Raw genomic sequence first — 19,405 nt, 5'->3', positions numbered from 1 at the left:
CCTGGACGGGCCGCCGACCCTGTAGCGTCGGAGCTGCCATGGATATCGCCTACATTCCCAGCCCGTCGCGGGGTGTCCTGTACCTCGGACCGATCCCGCTGCGCGCCTACGCCTTCTGCATCATCCTCGGTGTCGTCGTGGCCGTCTGGCTCGGCAGCAAGCGCTGGGTCGCCCGGGGCGGTGGCCGCCACACCGTCGGCGACATCGCGGTCTGGGCCGTGCCGTTCGGCCTGGTCGGCGGCCGGCTGTACCACGTGATCACCGACCACCAGCTGTACTTCGGCGAGGGGAAGAACCCCTGGAACGCCTTCAAGATCTGGGAGGGCGGCCTCGGCATCTGGGGCGCGATCGCGCTGGGCGCGGTCGGTGCCTGGATCGGCGCCCGGCGCCGCGGCGTCCCGCTGCCCGCCTACGCCGACGCGATCGCCCCGGGCATCGCGCTCGCCCAGGCGCTCGGCCGCTGGGGCAACTGGTTCAACCAGGAGCTGTACGGGCGGGAGACCACCCTGCCGTGGGGCCTGGAGATCACGAAGACGCTCCCCGGCGGTGAGGTGGTCACCACGGTCCACCACCCCACCTTCCTCTACGAGTCGCTCTGGTGCGTGGGCGTCGCCGCCCTGGTGATCTGGGCGGACAAGCGGTTCACCCTGGGCCACGGGCGGGCCTTCGCGCTGTACGTGGCCGGGTACACGGCGGGCCGGTTCTGGACCGAGTGGCTGCGGGTCGACGAGGCGCACCACATCCTCGGCCTGCGGCTGAACGACTGGGTGGCGATCCTCGTCTTCCTCGGCGCGGTGGCGTACTTCGTCGTCGTCGGGAAGAAGCGGCCGGGCCGGGAGGACCCGGCGAGCATCGACCCGATGGCGCGGGCCGAGGCGGAGGCCGCGGCCCCGGCCGACGAGCCGGAGAAGGACCGACCGGAGAACGACCGGCCGAAGAACGAGGGACCGAAGAACGACCGGCCGGAGGGTGACGGGCCGCCGGACGGCCGCGCCGAGGCGTCGGACCCTCTGGAGAAGGGTGCCAAGCACCCGGCCTGACCTGCACCGACCCCCGCTCCCGGCCGCCCCGCACCCCGTGCGCAGGGTGGCCGGAGCCATGTTCGGACAGCCTTACTTTGCTGGAAATGCCCAGCTCAACAGGGCTACGGTCGACAGGTAGGCGATCGGACCGATGGACGGAGGGGAACGGCCGTGACTGCGACCGCCCTGGAACACGAGAGCGGACCCCACCCCCGGATACCTGCCGCCGGGCACCACCGGGACGTCAACGGCGGCTGGCTGCGTCCGGCGGTGTTCGGCGCGATGGACGGCCTGGTCTCCAACTTCGCGCTGATGACCGGTGTGGTCGGCGGCGCCGTCTCCAACAGCACCGTCGTGCTCACCGGCCTCGCCGGGCTGGCGGCCGGCGCCTGCTCGATGGCGGCGGGCGAGTACACCTCGGTGGCCTCCCAGCGGGAGCTGGTGCAGGCCGAGATCGAGGTCGAGCGGCTGGAGCTGCGCCGCAATCCGCACGGCGAGCTGGCCGAGCTGACCCAGCTGTACGTCGAGCGCGGGGTGGACCCGGACCTCGCCCACGAGGTGGCGCGGCAGCTGTCCGCCGACCCGGAGCAGACGCTCGCGATCCACGCCCGGGAGGAGCTGGGCGTCGACCCCGACGACCTGCCCTCGCCGTGGGTGGCGGCCGGTTCCTCGTTCGTCTGCTTCGCGGTGGGTGCGCTGCTGCCCCTGCTGCCGTACCTGCTGGGCGCGACCTCGCTGCTGCCGGCGCTGCTGGTCGCCGCGGCCGGACTGTTCGTCTGCGGGGCGGTGGTGGCCCGGGTGACGGCGCGCAGCTGGTGGTACAGCGGCCTGCGGCAGCTGGCGCTGGGCGGGATCGCGGCCGGGGTGACCTATCTGCTGGGCGCGCTGATCGGCGGGCAGGTCGGCTGACGGCCGGACGGGCCGCCGCAGGGACCGGCCGGGCACGGTGCCGTTGCATTGTTATGCAGCTGAACGGGTGAGGTTGCACACACGGTCACCCGGCCGCGCCTGGTCTTGTCTCGCCATGTGGGCTCATTGACCGAAGAATCGCATCCGCGGGTCAAGCGCCGGGATGGAATCGCAGGTCGCTGTGACGGGCCACCGGAACCACGGGATTCCGGCCCTGTTTCAGGCCGTGGAGGGCCGGGCACAATCGTCGGGACGTGCGGTGTGGCACGTCCCCTCACCCGCCCGGTGACCTGCGGATCAGTCCGCGATGTGGACGCAATGCTCCGCTTCCCGGGACCTTCGGCATCATGTAACGTGCGTGCCTCAATCGCATCAGGGCCAACGTCGTCCCTACTGCACCAGTTTCGAAAGACGACGACGGGAGAGCCGATGCTGTCTGCATCCATGCACTCCGCCAACGAGCCCCAGGCCGGCGCCACCCGCCCGCCGTACGCGCTCGTTCCGGATGCGCGACCTGCTGCTCAGGGCCTGTACGACCCGCGTAACGAGCACGATGCCTGTGGCGTCGGATTCGTCGCCACGCTGACCGGCACCGCCGACCACACCGTCGTCGAGCAGGCGCTGACCGTCCTGCGCAACCTGGAGCACCGCGGCGCCACCGGCGCCGAGCCGGACTCCGGGGACGGCGCGGGCATCCTCACCCAGATCCCGGACGCCTTCCTGCGCGCCAAGGTCTCCTTCGACCTCCCGGAGGCCGGGTCCTACGCGGTCGGCATCGCCTTCCTGCCCGACGCCGACGACGAGGACGCCGCCGCCGTCGCCCGGATCGAGGCGATCGCGGCCGAGGAGGACCTCACCGTCCTCGGCTGGCGCGACGTCCCGGTCACCCCCGACCTGCTGGGCGCCACCGCGCGCGGCGTGATGCCGCGCTTCCGCCAGCTCTTCCTGGCCGGCGAGGGCAAGGCCGGCCTCGCGCTGGACCGGATCGCCTTCGTGGTCCGCAAGCGCTCCGAGCGCGAGGCCGGGGTCTACTTCCCCTCGCTGTCCGCGCGCACCATCGTCTACAAGGGCATGCTGACCACCGGCCAGCTGGAGCCCTTCTTCCCCGACCTGTCGGACCGGCTCTACGCCTCCGCGCTCGGCCTGGTGCACTCGCGCTTCTCCACCAACACCTTCCCGAGCTGGCCGCTCGCCCACCCGTACCGGTTCGTCGCGCACAACGGCGAGATCAACACCGTCAAGGGCAACCGGAACTGGATGACCGCCCGCGAGTCGCAGCTCGCCACCGACCTCATCCCGGCCAACCGCAACGGGCAGGGCCTGGAGCGGATCTTCCCGATCTGCACCCCGGACCACTCCGACTCGGCCTCCTTCGACGAGGTCCTGGAGCTGCTGCACCTCGGCGGCCGCTCGCTGCCGCACGCCGTGCTGATGATGATCCCGGAGGCGTGGGAGAACCACGCCACCATGGACCCGGCCCGCCGCGCCTTCTACCAGTACCACTCCAACCTGATGGAGCCCTGGGACGGCCCGGCCTGCGTCACCTTCACCGACGGCACCCGGATCGGCGCCGTGCTGGACCGCAACGGGCTGCGCCCCGCCCGCTACTGGATCACCGAGGACGGCCTGGTCGTCCTCTCCTCCGAGGTCGGCGTGCTCGACATCGAGCAGACCCGGGTGGTCAAGAAGGGCCGGCTGCAGCCCGGCCGGATGTTCCTCGTCGACACCGCCGAGCACCGCATCGTCGAGGACGAGGAGATCAAGTCGGCGCTCGCCGCCGAGCACCCCTACGAGGAGTGGGTCGCCGGCGGCCAGATCCAGCTCGCCAAGCTCCCCGAGCGCGAGCACATCGCCCACACCCACGCCTCGGTCACCCGCCGCCAGCAGACCTTCGGCTACACCGAGGAGGAGCTGCGGGTCATCCTGGCGCCGATGGCCAAGACCGGCGCCGAGGCGCTCGGCTCGATGGGCACCGACTCGCCGATCGCCGCGCTGAGCGAGAAGCCGCGCCTGCTGTTCGACTACTTCGTGCAGCTCTTCGCGCAGGTCACCAACCCGCCGCTGGACGCCATCCGCGAGGAGCTCGTCACCTCGCTGCTGTCCAACCTCGGCCCCGAGGGCAACCTGCTGGCCGCCGAGGCCGCGTCCTGCCGCTCCGTCGGCATCACCTTCCCGGTGATCGACAACGACGAGCTGGCCAAGCTGGTCCACATCAACGCGGACGGCGACCAGCCCGGCCTCAAGGCCGTCACGCTGTCCGGCCTGTACAAGGTCGCCGGCGGCGGCGGGGCCCTGGCCGCCCGGCTCGCCGCGATCGCGGCCGAGGCCGACGCGGCCATCGCCGACGGCGCCCGGATCATCGTGCTCTCCGACCGGCACTCCGACGCCGAACACGCCCCGATCCCCTCGCTGCTGCTCACCTCGGCGATCCACCACCACCTGATCCGCACCAAGCAGCGCACCCAGGTGTCGCTGCTGGTCGAGGCGGGCGACGTCCGCGAGGTGCACCACGTCGCGCTGCTGATCGGCTACGGCGCCGGCGCGGTCAACCCGTACCTGGCCATGGAGTCGGTCGAGGACCTGGTCGCCCAGGGCGTGTTCATCCAGGGCGTGGAGCCCGAGAAGGCGATCAAGAACCTGATCAAGGCGCTCGGCAAGGGCGTGCTCAAGGTGATGTCCAAGATGGGCATCTCCACCGTCGCCTCCTACCGCGGCGCCCAGGTCTTCGAGGCGATCGGCCTCTCCCGGGAGCTGGTGGACGCCTACTTCGCCGGCACCACCACCAAGCTCGGCGGCATCGGCCTGGACGAGATCGCCAAGGAGACCGCCGCCCGGCACGCCAAGGCCTACCCGGCCTCCGGCATCCCGGCCGCGCACCGCGCGCTGGAGATCGGCGGCGAGTACCAGTGGCGCCGCGAGGGCGAGCCGCACCTGTTCGACCCGGACACCGTCTTCCGGCTGCAGCACTCCACCCGCAACCGCCGCTACGACATCTTCAAGCAGTACACCGACCGGGTGAACGAGCAGTCCGAGCGGCTGATGACGCTGCGCGGCCTGTTCAAGCTCGACGCGCTCGGCCGCACCCCGGTGCCGGTCGAGGAGGTCGAACCGGTCCCCGAGATCGTCAAGCGGTTCTCCACCGGCGCCATGTCCTACGGCTCGATCTCCCGCGAGGCGCACGAGACCCTGGCCATCGCGATGAACCGCCTCGGCGGCAAGTCCAACACCGGCGAGGGCGGCGAGGACCCGGAGCGCCTCCACGACCCGGAGCGCCGTTCGGCGATCAAGCAGGTCGCCTCCGGCCGGTTCGGCGTCACCTCCGAGTACCTGGTCAACGCCGACGACATCCAGATCAAGATGGCCCAGGGCGCCAAGCCCGGTGAGGGCGGCCAGCTGCCCGGCCACAAGGTGTACCCGTGGGTCGCCAAGACCCGGCACTCCACCCCGGGTGTCGGACTGATCTCGCCGCCGCCCCACCACGACATCTACTCGATCGAGGACCTGGCGCAGCTGATCCACGACCTCAAGAACGCCAACCCCGAGGCCCGCATCCACGTGAAGCTGGTCTCCGAGGTCGGCGTCGGCACGGTCGCGGCCGGCGTCTCCAAGGCGCACGCCGACGTCGTGCTGGTCTCCGGCCACGACGGCGGCACCGGCGCCTCGCCGCTCACCTCGCTCAAGCACGCGGGCGGCCCCTGGGAGCTCGGCCTCGCCGAGACCCAGCAGACCCTGCTGCTCAACGGCCTGCGCGACCGGATCGTGGTGCAGACCGACGGCCAGCTGAAGACCGGCCGCGACGTCGTCATCGCCGCCCTGCTGGGCGCCGAGGAGTTCGGCTTCGCGACCGCCCCGCTGGTGGTCTCCGGCTGCATCATGATGCGCGTCTGCCACCTGGACACCTGCCCGGTCGGCGTCGCCACCCAGAACCCGGTGCTGCGCGAGCGGTTCTCCGGCAAGCCGGAGTTCGTGGTCAACTTCTTCGAGTTCATCGCCGAGGAGGTCCGGGAGATCCTGGCCTCGCTGGGCTTCCGCTCCGTCGAGGAGGCCGTCGGCCACGCCGAGCACATCGACGCCGAGGCCGCGATCGGCCACTGGAAGGCCGCCGGGCTCGACCTGGCCCCGCTCTTCCACGTGCCCGAGCTGCCCGAGGGCGCGGCCCTGCACCGCACCACCACCCAGGACCACGCGCTGGACAAGGCCCTGGACAACCAGCTGATCGACCTGGCCCAGGACGCCCTGGAGAACGGCGAGGCCGTCCGCATCCAGCTGCCGATCCGCAACGTCAACCGGACCGTCGGCACCATGCTCGGCCACCACGTGACCAAGCGGTACCGCGGCGAGGGCCTGCCGGAGGGGACCATCGACGTCACCTTCACCGGCTCGGCCGGCCAGTCCTTCGGCGCCTTCGTGCCGCGCGGCATCACGCTGCGCCTGGAGGGCGACGCCAACGACTACGTCGGCAAGGGCCTGTCCGGCGGCGTGATCGTGGTCCGTCCGGCCCGCGACGCGGCGGCGATCGGCAACGACGCGCAGAACCACGTCATCGCCGGCAACACCATCGGCTACGGCGCCACCAGCGGCCGGATCCACCTGCGCGGCAAGGCCGGAGAGCGCTTCGCCGTCCGCAACTCGGGTGCCACCCTGGTCGTCGAGGGCGTGGGCGACCACGGCCTGGAGTACATGACCGGCGGCCGGGTCGTCATCCTCGGCGAGACCGGACGCAACCTGGCGGCCGGCATGTCCGGCGGCATCGCCTACGTGCTGGACCTGCGCCCCGCGAACGTCAACAGCGGCATGGTGGGCATCGAGGCCCCGAGCGCCGCGGACCGCGAATGGCTGCGCGAGACCGTGCAGCAGCACTACGAGGAGACCGGCTCCACCGTCGCCGCCGAGCTCCTGGCGGACTGGGGCAGCGGGGTCTCCCGCTTCTCCACGATCATGCCGACCGACTACAAGGCCGTGCTCGCCGCCAAGGACGCCGCTGAGCGCGATGGCCTCTCCGAGGCCGAGACCACTCGCAAGATGATGGAGGCGGCACATGGCTGACCCCAAGGGCTTCCTGACCACGCCCAAGCAGCTGGCCGAGCGGCGTCCGGTGGACGTGCGACTGCGCGACTGGAACGAGGTCTACGTCGAACGCAGCCTGCTGCCGATCATCACCAAGCAGGCCGGCCGCTGCATGGACTGCGGCATCCCGTTCTGCCACAACGGCTGCCCGCTCGGGAACCTCATCCCCGAGTGGAACGACCTCGCCTACCGGGACGACTGGACGGGCGCGATCGAGCGGCTGCACGCGACCAACAACTTCCCGGAGTTCACCGGGCGGCTCTGCCCGGCGCCCTGCGAGTCGGCCTGCGTGCTCGGCATCAACCAGGACGCGGTGACCATCAAGAACGTCGAGGTCACCATCATCGACAAGGCCTGGGACCGGGGCGGGGTCACCCCGCAGGTGCCCGAGCGGCTGTCCGGCAAGACGGTCGCCGTGATCGGCTCCGGTCCGGCCGGCCTGGCCGCCGCCCAGCAGCTCACCCGGGCCGGTCACACGGTGGTGGTGTACGAGCGGGCCGACCGGATCGGCGGCCTGCTGCGGTACGGCATCCCCGAGTTCAAGATGGAGAAGCGCCACATCAACCGCCGCATCGAGCAGATGCGCGCGGAGGGCACCCGCTTCCGCACCGGCGTGCACGTCGGCGAGGACCTCACCGGGCAGCAGCTGCGCGAGCGCTTCGACGCGGTGGTCGTCGCGGCCGGCGCCACCACCGCCCGCGACCTGCCGGTGCCCGGGCGCGAGCTCAAGGGCGTCCACCAGGCCATGGAGTACCTGCCGCTGGCCAACAAGGTGCAGGAGGGCGACTTCGTGGAGTCGCCGATCAGCGCCAAGGGCAAGCACGTCGTGGTCATCGGCGGCGGCGACACCGGCGCGGACTGCGTCGGCACCGCGCACCGGCAGGGGGCGGCCTCCGTCACCCAGCTGGAGATCATGCCGCGGCCCGGCGAGGAGCGTCCGGCCGGCCAGCCGTGGCCGACCATGCCGATGACCTACAAGGTCACCTCGGCGCACGAGGAGGGCGGCGAGCGAGTCTACTCCGTCTCCACCACCCGCTTCACCGGCGACGAGGACGGCAACGTCCAGGAGCTGCACCTCGTCGAGGTGCGGTTCAAGGACGGGAAGTTCGAGCAGGTGCCGGGCAGCGAGCGGGTCATCCCGGCGCAGCTGGTCACCCTGGCGATGGGCTTCACCGGGACGGACGTGAAGAACGGTCTGGTCGAGCAGCTGGGCGTGGACCTCGACGCACGCGGTAATGTGGCCCGCGACGGCCGCTTCGCCACCAACGTCGATGGCGTCTACGTCTGCGGTGACGCCGGACGGGGCCAGTCCCTGATCGTCTGGGCCATCGCGGAGGGCCGCTCGGCCGCCGCGGCGGTCGACACCTACCTGGGCGGCAAGACCCCGCTGCCCGCACCGATCCGGCCGACGGACCGCCCCCTGGTGGTCTGATCCGGTCCAGGTAGCCCGGCGCCGCACTGCCGGGTCGTACCGAGCCGCACCCCGTCAGCGTCGCCGGGCCACCGCGGTCCATGGCGCCTGCCCACATCCCCGACCAGTTTGGGGGCAGGCGCCTTTCGCGTTTCCCGGGGGCGGGCCGGTTCCCCGGGGAAGGGGGGCGGGGGAGGCCGGCGGCGTGCTCGGGCCGCGTCAACCGTTGTCGATTCCGGCCGAGTTGTGGTTCCCGGGGGGACATCGGGGGGTTGGGGATGTCCACGGCGACGGCGGGGGACTAGAGTGCGTTCCGGGGAGCTACGGGTCGGCTACCGCGCGTATCCGGACGGCGGTCGTCCGGGCGGTCACGGCGGAGGCCGACGGCTCCGCAGAGGGTGTTCCGAGGACTGTTGTTTGTCGGTCCCTGATGGAAGACTGCGGCCGACGGCCGGGGGGCTGCGCGAGGTGCGGAGGGTTGAGGCGATGGGTGCGACTCAGGCGGGTGGTGGTGCCACGGTGCGGCGTCTGCTGCTGGGGTCGCAACTACGAAGGCTCCGGGAGGCCCGCGGCGTCAGCCGGGAGGAGGCCGGGTACTCGATCCGGGCCTCCGAGTCCAAGATCAGCCGGATGGAACTCGGCCGGGTCGGCTTCAAGGAGCGCGACGTCGCCGACCTGCTGACGCTGTACGGGGTCGACGCGGAGCCGGAACGGGCCTCGGTGCTGGGGCTGGTGCGGGCGGCCAACGCGACGTCCTGGTGGCACGGTTACGGGGACGTCCTGCCGGGCTGGTTCCAGAACTACCTGGGGCTGGAGGAGGCCGCCACCGAGATCCGCAGCTACGAGGTGCAGTTCGTCCACGGGCTGCTGCAGACCGCCGACTACGCGCGGTCGGTGATCACCCACGGCGGGCACGTCACCGAGGCGGCCGAGATCGAGCGGCGGGTGGAGGTGCGGCTCAAACGCCAGGAGGTGCTGACCGCCGAGCGGGCACCGCGGCTGGTCGCGGTGCTGGACGAGGCCGTGCTGCGCCGGCCCTGGGGCGGGCCGGAGCCCATGCGGGCGCAGGTCGACCGGCTGCTGGAGCTGACCGACCTGCCGAACGTCGAACTCCAGGTGATGCCGCTGGGCTTCGGCGGACTGCGGGCGGAGGGCGGGGCGTTCTCGGTCCTGGCCTTCGACGAGCAGGAACTGCCGGACATCGTCTACCTGGAGCAGTTCACCACCGCCCTGTACCTGGACAAGCCGGCGGAGGTCGCCGAGTACGCGGACGCCATGGACGGTCTGGTGGCGGACAGTCTCTCCCCCGAGCGGACACGAGAACTTCTTCGCTCCGTACGCCAAGAACTCTGACGGATAAGTACGATGAGCCCCGATCAGATCTGATCGCGAACGACCGCGAGCGATGGTCGTGCGTTCCCGTAGGCATGAGAGGGATCAGATGTCGTACCTTTCCGAGTTGGCGCTGCAGTACATCGACGGTGAGTGGCGCGAGGGCAGCGGCTCCTGGGACATCGTCGACGTCGACCCCTTCACCGGCGACAAGATCGCCGCCATCACGGTCGCCACCGTCGAGGAGGTCGACCAGGCCTACCGGGCCGCGGCGCTGGCGCAGAAGGAATGGGCGGCCACCAACCCCTACACCCGCCGGCTGGTGTTCGAACGCGCGCTGCGGATCCTGGAGGACCGCGAGCAGGAGATCACCCGGGACATCATGGCGGAGCTCGGCGGCACCGCCGTCAAGGCCTGGTTCGAGCTCTCGCTCACCAAGGACATGCTGCGCGAGGCGATGCAGCTGTCGCTGCGCGCCGAGGGCCGGCTGCTGCCCTCCCCGGTGGACGGCAAGGAGAACCGGCTCTACCGGCTGCCGGTCGGCGTCGTCGGCGTGATCAGCCCGTTCAACTTCCCGCTGTTCCTGTCGATGAAGGCGGTCGCCCCGGCGCTGGCGCTCGGCAACGGCGTGGTGCTCAAGCCGCACCAGGAGACGCCGGTGGTCGGCGGCACCCTGATCGCCAAGATCTTCGAGGAGGCGGGCCTGCCCGCCGGTCTGCTGAACGTCGTGGTCACCGACATCGCCGAGATCGGCGACGCGTTCATCGAGCACCCGATCCCCAAGGTGATCTCCTTCACCGGCTCCGACAAGGTCGGCCGGCACGTCGCCACCGTCGCCGCCGCGCACTTCAAGCGGACCGTCCTGGAGCTGGGCGGCAACAGCGCGCTGATCGTGCTGGACGACGCCGACCTCGACTACGCGGTGGACGCGGCCGTGTTCAGCCGCTTCGTGCACCAGGGGCAGGTCTGCATGGCCGCCAACCGGGTGCTGGTCGACCGCGCGGTGGCCGAGGAGTTCACCCGCAAGTTCGTCGCCAAGGTCGCCACCCTCAAGGTCGGCGACCCCCGGGACCCGGCCACCCACATCGGCCCGCTGATCAACCCCGTCCAGGCCGACGCCCTCACCGCGCAGGTCGACCAGGCGGTCGCCGCCGGCGCCACCGCGCTGCTGCGCGGCACCACCACCGGCAGCCTGATGGAGCCCGTGGTGCTCGGCGACCTGCCGGCCGACGCGCCGATCCTGCGGAACGAGCTGTTCGGGCCGGTCGTGCTGCTGGTGCCGTTCGACGGCGAGGACGAGGCGGTGCGGATCGCCAACGACACCCCGTTCGGGCTCAGCGGCGCGGTGCACACGGCCGACGTCGAGCGCGGCGTGCGGGTCGCCCAGCGGATCGAGACCGGCATGATCCACGTCAACGACGGGACCATCGCGGACGAGCCGGTGGTGCCGTTCGGCGGCGAGAAGAACTCGGGCGTGGGCCGGCTGAACGGCGACGCCACGGTCGACGCGTTCACCACCGTGAAGTGGATCTCGATCCAGCACGGGCGCAGCCGCTTCCCGTTCTGACGGCTGCGGCCGTCCGCTCCGTCCGCTCCCGCGACGGAGGGGACGGCCGGGTTCCACTTGCCCGGCAGGGCTGCCCTATGCTGCGCCTGTCGGATCGTGCGGGGACCAGTGGGGACTGTGTTCGACCGCGTTCGACTGCGGGTGACCGGAACGGACCGAAGGGGTGGCAGGGGTGACCGGGTTTCAGGACATCGGCCGGGAGTGGCTCGTCGGTGACGAGGGCGACGAGGTACGGCCGCCCGCCGACCTGCGCCCCGAGATCCCGCACCCCGCCCGGATGTACGACTACTACATCGGCGGCAAGGACAACTTCCCGGCCGACCGCGAGGCCGCCGAGCAGGTGCTCGCCATCAGCCCGATGGTGCGGCTCAGCGCGCTCGCCAACCGGGCCTTCCTCGGCCGCGCGGTGCGCCACCTCGCCGGCGAGGGCATCCGGCAGTTCGTCGACATCGGCACCGGCATCCCCAGCGCCGGGAACACCCACGAGGTCGCCCAGCGGGTCCGGCCGGACGCCCGGGTGGTCTACCTCGACAACGACCCGATCGTGCTGGTGCACGGCCGCGCCCTGCTGAGCGGCACCACCCCGGACAGCACCTCGGTGGTCCAGGCCGACCTGCGCGACCCGGCCGCGATCCTGGCCACCCCCGAGGTCCGCCGGGCACTGGACTCGGGCGAGCCGGTGGGGCTGCTGCTCGTGGCCGTCCTGCACTTCATCGACGAGCAGGACGACCCGTACGGCATCGTGCACACCCTGGTGGACGCCCTGCCGCCCGGCAGCCGCCTCGTGCTGTCGCACGGCACCCTCGACTTCACCCCGACCGCCGACGCCGGCCGCGGCCCCGCCGTCTACCGCAGCGCCTCCGCCCAGCTGACCATGCGCAGCCGCGACCAGGTGCTCCGCTTCTTCGACGGCCTCACCCTGGCCGACCCCGGCCTGGTCACCGCCCCCCTCTGGCGCCCCGACACCCCCGAGCAGCCCACCGACTCCCAGATCGGCATCTGGGCCGCCGTCGGCGAGAAGCCCGGCGGTCCGGGAGGCGGCCGGAAGGGCTGAGCCGGCCTCAGGCGGCCCGGGTCCCGCGCCGGTAGCCGCCCGGCGCCAGGCCGAACTCCCGCTTGAAGGCCTTGGCGAAGGCGTACTCCGAGCCGTAACCGGTCTGCGCGGCCACGGCGGTGAGGGGGGCCTGCGACTCGCGCAGCAGCCGGGCCGCCGTGGTCATCCGCCAGCGGGTCAGGTAGGCCATCGGAGGCTCGCCGACCAGGCTGGTGAAGCGGCGGGCGAACGCCGCCCGGGAGAGCCCGGCCCGGGCGGCCAGGGACTCCACCGTCCAGGCCGCGGACGGCGCCTCGTGGATCGCGGTCAGCGCCGGGGCCACCGCCGCGTCGCCGAGCGCCGCCGCCCAGCCGGCGGCGGTGGCGGGCGGCTGCTCCTCGAACCACGCCCGCAGGATGTACAGCAGCAGCGAGTCGATCAGTGCCGGGACGATGCCGGTCGAGCCGATCCGCGGGTTGTCCAGCTCGGCGCCGAGCAGCTGGACGGCCGCGCTCAGCTCGGGGTGGCGCCCGTGCCGGGTCCGCAGGTGGACGATCTCCGGCAGCTGCCGCACCAGCGGGTGCGGCCGCGCCTGGTCGAGGTGGTAGTTGCCGCACAGCAGGCTGGTGCGCGGCCCGTCGCCGCCCACGCTGACGGTGCCGATCGGCAGGCCCGGCCGGAAGTGCGAGGGCTGTTCGCGGACGGCCGGGGTCTGCGGGTGGTCGGCGAGGACGTGGCCGCGGCCGTCCCGCAGGAAGACGACGTCCCCCGGGCCGAGCGCGATCGGCCCGGCCGCGTCGTCCTCCAGCGGCACCAGCCAGCAGGTGCCGTGGAGCACCACGTGGAACCCGGCGCCGGCGACCGGGGGCAGCCGCAGCCCCCACGGGGCCCGTCCCTCGGTGCGGACGGAGGCGGGCTGCCCGGTCCGCATCGAGCTCAGTGCCTCGGTCAGGATGTCCACCTGGTCTCCCCCGGTCGCAGTGGTGTCCCCGAGCACCCTACGGCTCAGCCGACGGTCAGGACGATCTTGCCCTGGGTGCGGCCGGCGGCGATCAGCTCGTGGGCCTTGCCGGCGTCCTCCAGCGGGAAGGTCTCGGCGATGTGCGGCCGGATCCGGCCCTCGTCGACCAGTGCGGCGATCGCCTCCAGCGAGGCGTAGTCCGGCTCCACCGAGACACCGGCGAACCGCCGCCCGGCGGCCTCGACCTCGGCGGCCAGCGCGGTGTTCCAGTGCTCCATGATCGAGACCAGCACGCCGCCCTCGCGCAGCACCTCCAGCGAGGCGGTGCCCTGCGAGGAGGAGTCGAACACCACGTCCACCTGCCCGACCCGGCCCAGGAAGCCCTCCTCGCGGTAGTCGACCACCTCGTCGGCGCCCAGCGAGCGCACGAAGTCGTGCTTGGGCCCGCTCGCGAGGGCGGTCACGTGCGCGCCGCGGGCCTTGGCGATCTGCACCGCGAGGTGGCCGACGCCGCCCGCAGCCCGGTGGATCAGCACCCGCTGCCCCTCGGCGAGCCGCGCCGCGTCCACCAGGCCCTGCCAGGCGGTCAGCGCGGCCAGCGGCAGCGCGGCGGCCTGCACGTGGTCCAGCGCGGCGGGCTTGCGGGCCACCTGACGCGAGGGCACGGCCACGTACTCGGCGTAGCCGGTCGCGGCGCGCGGGAAGAACGGCATCCCGAACACCTCGTCACCGGCCGTGAAGCGGGCACCGGGACCGGCCTGCTCGACCACGCCGGAGATGTCCCAGCCGACCCCGAACGGCGGCTCGCCGAGCAGCGGGAACGCACCCGAACGGACCGCCGCGTCCACCGGGTTGACGCCGCTGGCGTGCACCCGGACCAGGACCTCGCCGCCCCGCGGGGCGGGCCGCTCGATCTCGACGAGCTCCAGGACCTCGGGACCGCCGAAGGACTTCTGGGTGACTGCGCGCATGGGACTGCTCCTTCTCGGGAAGACCGTGCTCTCGGTGACGTGATCAACGGTAGGCAGGCCCCGCGCGCGGCTGAATATCCTGCTGTCTCGGAAAGATGTCCCGGCGTCTCGCCCGCCGGCCGCCCGGGGCGGAGGGCACGCGGAGTGGACCCTCCCACGGGGGGAGGGTCCACCATGGGCCCGTGCGAGACCAGGACGACTTCCTCACCATCGGGCGCTTCGCCCGCCTCTGCCGGCTGAGCGTCAAACAGCTCCGCCACTACGACGACACGGGCCTGCTGCCACCGGCCCGGGTCGACCCCGCGACCGGCTACCGCTACTACGCCCCCGCCCAGGCCCGCGACGCGCTCACCGTCGCGCTGCTGCGCGACCTCGACCTGCCGCTCGCGGTGATCGCCGCGACCATGGCGGCCGGCGAGCCGGAGCGGGGCCGGCTGCTGCGCGCCGAACGCGACCGGGTCGCCGAGCGGATCAGCCGCGACCGGGCCCGCCTGGAACTGCTGGAACGCCTCGCGGACGGCGGCGGCCTGCCCGGCTACGAGATCGCCCTCGGCCGGGAGCCGCGGCGCGGGCTCGCCGTCGTGCGGGCGGTGGCGGGCCCGGGCGAGCTGGCGCAGCGGGTCGGCGGGTGCGTGGGGCGGCTGCTGGCGCACCTGGACGGCACGCCGTGGCGGCCGCCGCTGTGGGGGCTGTTCCCGCTGGACCTCGGGGAGGGCATGCGGATCGCCGTCGGCGCCGAGGCGGACGAGGTGGCCGGCCTGGAGCACGAGGTGCTGCCCGGCGGGCCGGTGGTGGAGACCGTCCACCACGGCCCGTACTCCCAACTGCCGCTCGCCTACCACGCCCTGCTGGCCGCCGTGCACGAGCGCGGGCTGCGGCCGCTGGCGCCGGTGCGGGAGGCGTACCTGGTCGGACCGGGGGAGGCCCCGGCGGAGGAGTGGACGACCCGGCTGGTGGTCCGGGTCGAGGAGCGGACGGAGGAGGCGGCGTGAGCGGGTCGCGCGGCGGGACGCACTGCGAGACGACGGCACTGGGCGTGCTGCTGCGCCACGAGGGCATCGACCTGTCGGAGCCGATGCTGTTCGGGCTCGGGGCGGGGCTGTCGTTCGTCTACTGGGACGGCCGGGGGATGGACTTCCCGTTCCTCGGCGGCCGGGTCAAGCCCTTCGAGCTGACCCGCGCGCTGGCCGCCCGGCTCGGGCTGGAGCTGGACGTCCGGGAGACCGCCTCCGCCCGCCGGGCCTGGCAGAACGTGGCCGCCGAGCTGGACGCCGGGCGCCCGGTCGGGCTCCAGCTGGACAGCTACCACCTGGAGTACTTCACCTCCAAGGTGCACTTCGGCGGGCACGTGGTCGCGATGGAGGGCTACGACGCGCGGGACGCGCACCTGGTGGACACCGCGCAGCAGGGCGGCGCGGTCACCACCAGCCTGGCCTCGCTCGCCGCGGCGCGCGCCGAACGCGGCCCGATGACCGCCCGCCACCGCTCCTTCACGCTCGCCCGGCGCGGCGCAGCGCCGGACGTGCGGGGCCTGCTGGCCCCGGCGATGGCCGCGTGTGCGGCGGCGTTCCTCCACCCGCCGATCGCCAACCTCGGGCACCGCGGTATCGCCAAGGCCGCCGCGCTGGTGCCGGGCTGGCTGGACCGGGCCGACCGGCCGGGGATCCGGCTGCCGCAGGCGGCCCGGCTGATGGAGCTGGCCGGGACGGGCGGCGCGCTGTTCCGCAACCTCTACCGGGACTTCCTCGGCGAGAGCGCCGAGCTGCTCGGCGACCCCCGGGTGCGCGGCGCCCGCGACCGGTACGCCGAGGCCGCGGCGGGCTGGACCGAGGTGGCCGCGCTGATCGGCGCGGCGGGGGAGTCCGGGGACGCGGCGCAGCTGGAGCGGGCCGGGCGCCTGCTGGGGGACCTGGCGCGGATCGAGCGCGAGGCGATGGGGGAGCTGGCGCTGCTCGCCGTCTGAGCACGGGACCGGCCCCGGGGCGAGCGCCCCGGGGCCGGTCCGGTGGTGCGGTCGGACCGGGCGCGTCAGAAGACCGGCCGGCCGTCCCGCACCAGGCGCCAGGACTCGGTGAAGAAGTCCGCCGGGTCGATGACGCCCTTCTCCTTCACCCAGGCGATCATCGCGTTGCGGATCTCGTCCGAGTTGGCCCACAGCTTCGGGGCCGCCGCGACGTGCGGGAAGTTGCCGCCGCCGTTGGCGCGGTAGTTGTTGACCGCGAGGACGAACCGGGCGGCCGGGTCGATCGGCCTGCCCTCGAAGGAGAGGTTGACGATCCGCGAGCCGACCGGCTGGGAGATGTCGATGTCGTAGGAGACGCCGTACACGGCGTCGTAGTTGTAGTCCGGGGTGTTCTGCGCGTTGGTGAGCGTCGCCCTGTCGACCGGCGCGTCCGGGGCGAGCCGGGCGTAGTACTTCGCCGAGAACTCCAGGTAGTCCTTGATCTGGGCGCCCGTCAGGAGGCGGGCCTCCAGGGTGTTCTCGTAGATGTACAGGCCGGCCGCGTCCCGCAGCTTGACCTGGCCGGACGGGATGACCGCGGTGCGGTTGAACGGCGCGGCCTGGGCGAGGACCGGCAGCTTGGCGTACTCGCCGCCGGCCAGCGCGGCGCGCACCACGTCGGCCTGGACCCTGCCGATGAGGTCGATGATCGGGGTGTCCCTGAACGGTGCCTCGGCGATGGACAGCTCGGTCCTGGCGGTGCCGATGACCTGGTTGACGTACGCGACGACCTTCTTGTGCTGCTCGGTCATCAGGCCGACGATCTCCGGGTCCTCCGGGACGGTGTTGGAGTTCAGCACCCGGGAGGAGAGCGAGACGACCTTCCACGCGCCCTTGTCGAACTCGACCTCGAAGTCGAAGCAGGTCAGGCGCTGGCCCCAGCACAGCGGCTCGGAGAGCACGACCGTCCGGCCGGTCTCCTTGTTGACGACCAGGCGCTGGGCGATCTCCTTGTGGGCGTGGCCCACCAGGACGGCGTCGATGCCCGGCACCTGCTCGGCCAGCGCCACCGAGGCGTTCTCCGGCCAGGGCAGCTGGTCGCCGTAGGAGGTGGCCTCGTCCGTGCCGGAGTGGCAGGCGACCACGACGACGTCCGCGCCGGCCGCCCTCACCTTCGGCACCCAGGTCCGCGCGGTCTCGACGATGCCCGGGAAGGTCATCCGGCCGGCGACGTTGGCCTTGTCCCAGATCGCGATGCCCGGGTTGGTCAGGCCGACGATGCCGACCTTCAGGGCCGGGCCGTTGCCGAGCTTCAGCTTGCGGATCACGTACGGCGGGAAGGCCGGCTTGTCGTTGCGGGCGTTCAGCGCGTTGGCGCCCAGCAGCGGGAAGTCCAGCTGCTCCTCGTAGGCGCGCAGGGTGTCGATGCCGTAGTTGAACTCGTGGTTGCCGAGCGCGGCGGCGGTGTACTCCATGGTGTTCATGGCGAGCGCCATCGGGTGCTCGGGCGCGGTGTCGGCGTCGGTGGCGATCGGCTCGACCCGGGCGTAGTAGTACGTCAGCTGGGTGCCCTGGATGGTGTCACCGGCGTCGATGAGCAGGCAGCGGTCCCAGCCCTTCTCCTCGCGCACCTGCTTGGCGAGCGTGGAGATCTTGGCGAGGCCGACCTCGTTGTGCGCCTTGTCGGCGTAGACCGCGTCGGTGAAGTAGTCCCAGTTGAGCACCCGGCCGTGCAGGTCGGTGGTGCCCATCACGGTGAAGGCCTGGCGCTTGGTCCGGCCCTTGGCACGGGCCTCGTCCGGTCCGGCCGCCGCGGCGGGGGTGGCGGCGGCGAGGGCGGCGCTGCTCGTGAGGGCGGCGCCGGCGGCGGTGGCGGCGGACCGGGTGACGAAGTCACGGCGGTTCAGGGGCATTGGACGACTCTCCCGGTGGGACTACGGAACGGACCTCGGTGACGCGCGTAGAAGTACGCGCGTAGAAGTGTGCCGTGCCCCCGGGCCGGGGGATAGCCCCCCGACCTGTCCGGCAGATGAGATCTTGGCGACTCGCTCATGACACGGGCGGGCAGGTGCGCGTACTTCCCCACCTGCCCGCCCGCACCCGGCCGGGATCCGCTCTAGATGTACCCCTCGCGGACCGCGTGGGCCACCGCGTGCGCCCGGTTGCGCAGCTGGAGACGGGTGGTCAGACCGTGCAGCACGTTCTTGACGGTCCGTTCCGAGTACGACAGCCGGGCCGCGATCTCCCCGGTGTCCCACCCCTCCGCGACCAGCCGCAGCACATCGGACTCACGCTCCGACAGACCCGTCGGGGCCTGCCCCGGCATGCCCTGCACGGACCGCTGCAGCCGGCCCACCTGGGCGATCAGCCGCCCCTGCAGATCCGCCGGCAGATCGCCGTCGCCCCGGGCCGCGGCCAGCACGGCCCGGCCCAGCCGGTCCGGCGTCGCCTCCCGGCGCCACAGGATCGCCGCCACGCCGCACTCGACGGCCTCCATCAACTCGGTCTCGCGCAGCCGCTCGACCACCAGCACCACCCGCTGCCCGGCACCGCGCACCAGCCGGCGCAGCGCCGCCGTCGCGGCCGCGTCGGCCGACTCGGCGACCAGCACCGTCACCGTGCCCGGCGCGGGCGCACCCGTCGGGTCCACCACCGCGACCCCCGGGAAACGGCGCAGCTGCGCCTCGGCGCCCGCGCGGGAGAGCGGATCGGCGGCCTGGACGGCGACCGGCACCGTCGAGGCGCGGGCCGCCTGGGCGACGGCCGGCCGCGTGGTGCCCGTGGCGCCGCGCACCGCCTGGGCGGCGGACGTCTGGGCGTGCGCGGCCGTGGCCGTGCCCGGCACGGCCACGGCCCCGGCGACCGCACGGGACGCCACCGGGCGCTGCGGCGGCACCGTGCGCGTGGCGGACGCCGAAGCCCGCACCGCCGTACCACGGCGGTCGTACTCGGTGTGCAGAACAGTCAAATCTGGCCCCCTCCTGGAGAAGCCGGCCCGGCCACCCGGTGGACCCCGAACCCTGGGGCATTGCGCCCCACCCGGGACGGCCGGCCGTTTCGACGGCGATCCGGAGGCGCTGCCCATGCCCCGGAAACTGCCTCCATGCTTCCCGCCCGGGCAGCCTCCCGGCCATCGTGGTCCACCACGAGATCGGGCCCGCCGGGCAGTCCCCGCCGACCGGCGGGGGCA

Annotated in this window: 13 protein-coding genes; 9 read left to right on the top strand and 4 right to left on the bottom strand. The window is 72.8% G+C overall.

Annotation, left to right across the window (positions count from 1 at the left end):
• Positions 1-38 precede the first annotated feature (38 nt).
• The 7 genes from lgt (at position 39) to ACF1AK_RS00885 (ending at position 12,362) form a co-directional block, all read left to right on the top strand.
• On the top strand, positions 39-1,040 hold the full coding sequence (gene lgt / locus ACF1AK_RS00915) for a prolipoprotein diacylglyceryl transferase (protein ID WP_391496645.1): 1,002 nt from the start codon (positions 39-41) through the stop codon (positions 1,038-1,040).
• Positions 1,041-1,208: 168 nt separating this feature from the next.
• Complete coding sequence (locus ACF1AK_RS00910) at positions 1,209-1,931, top strand: VIT1/CCC1 transporter family protein (RefSeq protein WP_391497329.1); 723 nt, start codon at positions 1,209-1,211, stop codon at positions 1,929-1,931.
• A gap of 444 nt (positions 1,932-2,375) precedes the next feature.
• Positions 2,376-6,977 (top strand): glutamate synthase large subunit, encoded by a 4,602-nt coding sequence (gene gltB, locus ACF1AK_RS00905; RefSeq protein ID WP_391497328.1) that lies wholly within the window; start codon positions 2,376-2,378, stop codon positions 6,975-6,977.
• A complete protein-coding gene (locus tag ACF1AK_RS00900; protein ID WP_391496644.1) occupies positions 6,970-8,430 on the top strand; it encodes a glutamate synthase subunit beta in 1,461 nt (486 codons plus the stop codon). Before gltB ends, ACF1AK_RS00900 begins: the two co-directional genes overlap by 8 nt.
• A gap of 465 nt (positions 8,431-8,895) precedes the next feature.
• Positions 8,896-9,762 (top strand): helix-turn-helix domain-containing protein, encoded by an 867-nt coding sequence (locus tag ACF1AK_RS00895; RefSeq protein WP_391496643.1) that lies wholly within the window; start codon positions 8,896-8,898, stop codon positions 9,760-9,762.
• Between the two features lie 88 nt (positions 9,763-9,850).
• Complete coding sequence (locus tag ACF1AK_RS00890; protein WP_391496642.1) at positions 9,851-11,308, top strand: aldehyde dehydrogenase family protein; 1,458 nt, start codon at positions 9,851-9,853, stop codon at positions 11,306-11,308.
• A 172-nt stretch (positions 11,309-11,480) separates the two neighbouring features.
• On the top strand, positions 11,481-12,362 hold the full coding sequence (locus tag ACF1AK_RS00885) for an SAM-dependent methyltransferase (RefSeq protein WP_391496641.1): 882 nt from the start codon (positions 11,481-11,483) through the stop codon (positions 12,360-12,362).
• Between the two features lie 7 nt (positions 12,363-12,369).
• Here ACF1AK_RS00885 and ACF1AK_RS00880 read toward each other — a convergent pair whose 3' ends face one another.
• Positions 12,370-13,302 (bottom strand): AraC family transcriptional regulator, encoded by a 933-nt coding sequence (locus ACF1AK_RS00880; protein ID WP_391496640.1) that lies wholly within the window; start codon positions 13,300-13,302, stop codon positions 12,370-12,372.
• A gap of 44 nt (positions 13,303-13,346) precedes the next feature.
• Positions 13,347-14,273 carry an NADP-dependent oxidoreductase gene (locus ACF1AK_RS00875; protein ID WP_391496639.1) on the bottom strand — a complete coding sequence of 309 codons (927 nt, stop codon included), beginning with the start codon at positions 14,271-14,273 and terminating at the stop codon, positions 13,347-13,349.
• Between the two features lie 182 nt (positions 14,274-14,455).
• Here ACF1AK_RS00875 and ACF1AK_RS00870 point away from each other — a divergent pair, with 182 nt between their 5' ends.
• Both ACF1AK_RS00870 and ACF1AK_RS00865 read left to right on the top strand, forming a co-directional pair.
• On the top strand, positions 14,456-15,265 hold the full coding sequence (locus tag ACF1AK_RS00870; protein ID WP_391496638.1) for a MerR family transcriptional regulator: 810 nt from the start codon (positions 14,456-14,458) through the stop codon (positions 15,263-15,265).
• Positions 15,262-16,236, top strand: coding sequence for a BtrH N-terminal domain-containing protein (locus tag ACF1AK_RS00865; RefSeq protein WP_391496637.1), 975 nt, complete (start codon positions 15,262-15,264; stop codon positions 16,234-16,236). The genes ACF1AK_RS00870 and ACF1AK_RS00865 overlap by 4 nt, the downstream gene beginning before the upstream one ends.
• 65 nt (positions 16,237-16,301) lie before the next feature.
• Here ACF1AK_RS00865 and ACF1AK_RS00860 read toward each other — a convergent pair whose 3' ends face one another.
• Positions 16,302-18,128, bottom strand: coding sequence for a bifunctional metallophosphatase/5'-nucleotidase (locus ACF1AK_RS00860; protein WP_391496636.1), 1,827 nt, complete (start codon positions 18,126-18,128; stop codon positions 16,302-16,304).
• A 203-nt stretch (positions 18,129-18,331) separates the two neighbouring features.
• Positions 18,332-19,009, bottom strand: a complete 678-nt coding sequence (locus ACF1AK_RS00855) for a LuxR C-terminal-related transcriptional regulator (protein ID WP_391497327.1) — start codon at positions 19,007-19,009, stop codon at positions 18,332-18,334.
• Positions 19,010-19,405: the final 396 nt, after the last annotated feature.

The organism is Kitasatospora sp. NPDC015120 (assembly GCF_043080305.1).
In the GTDB taxonomy this organism is placed as follows: domain Bacteria; phylum Actinomycetota; class Actinomycetes; order Streptomycetales; family Streptomycetaceae; genus Kitasatospora.
The sequence above is the reverse complement of the archived record's forward strand: the minus strand, read 5'-3'. Positions and strand labels throughout refer to the sequence as shown.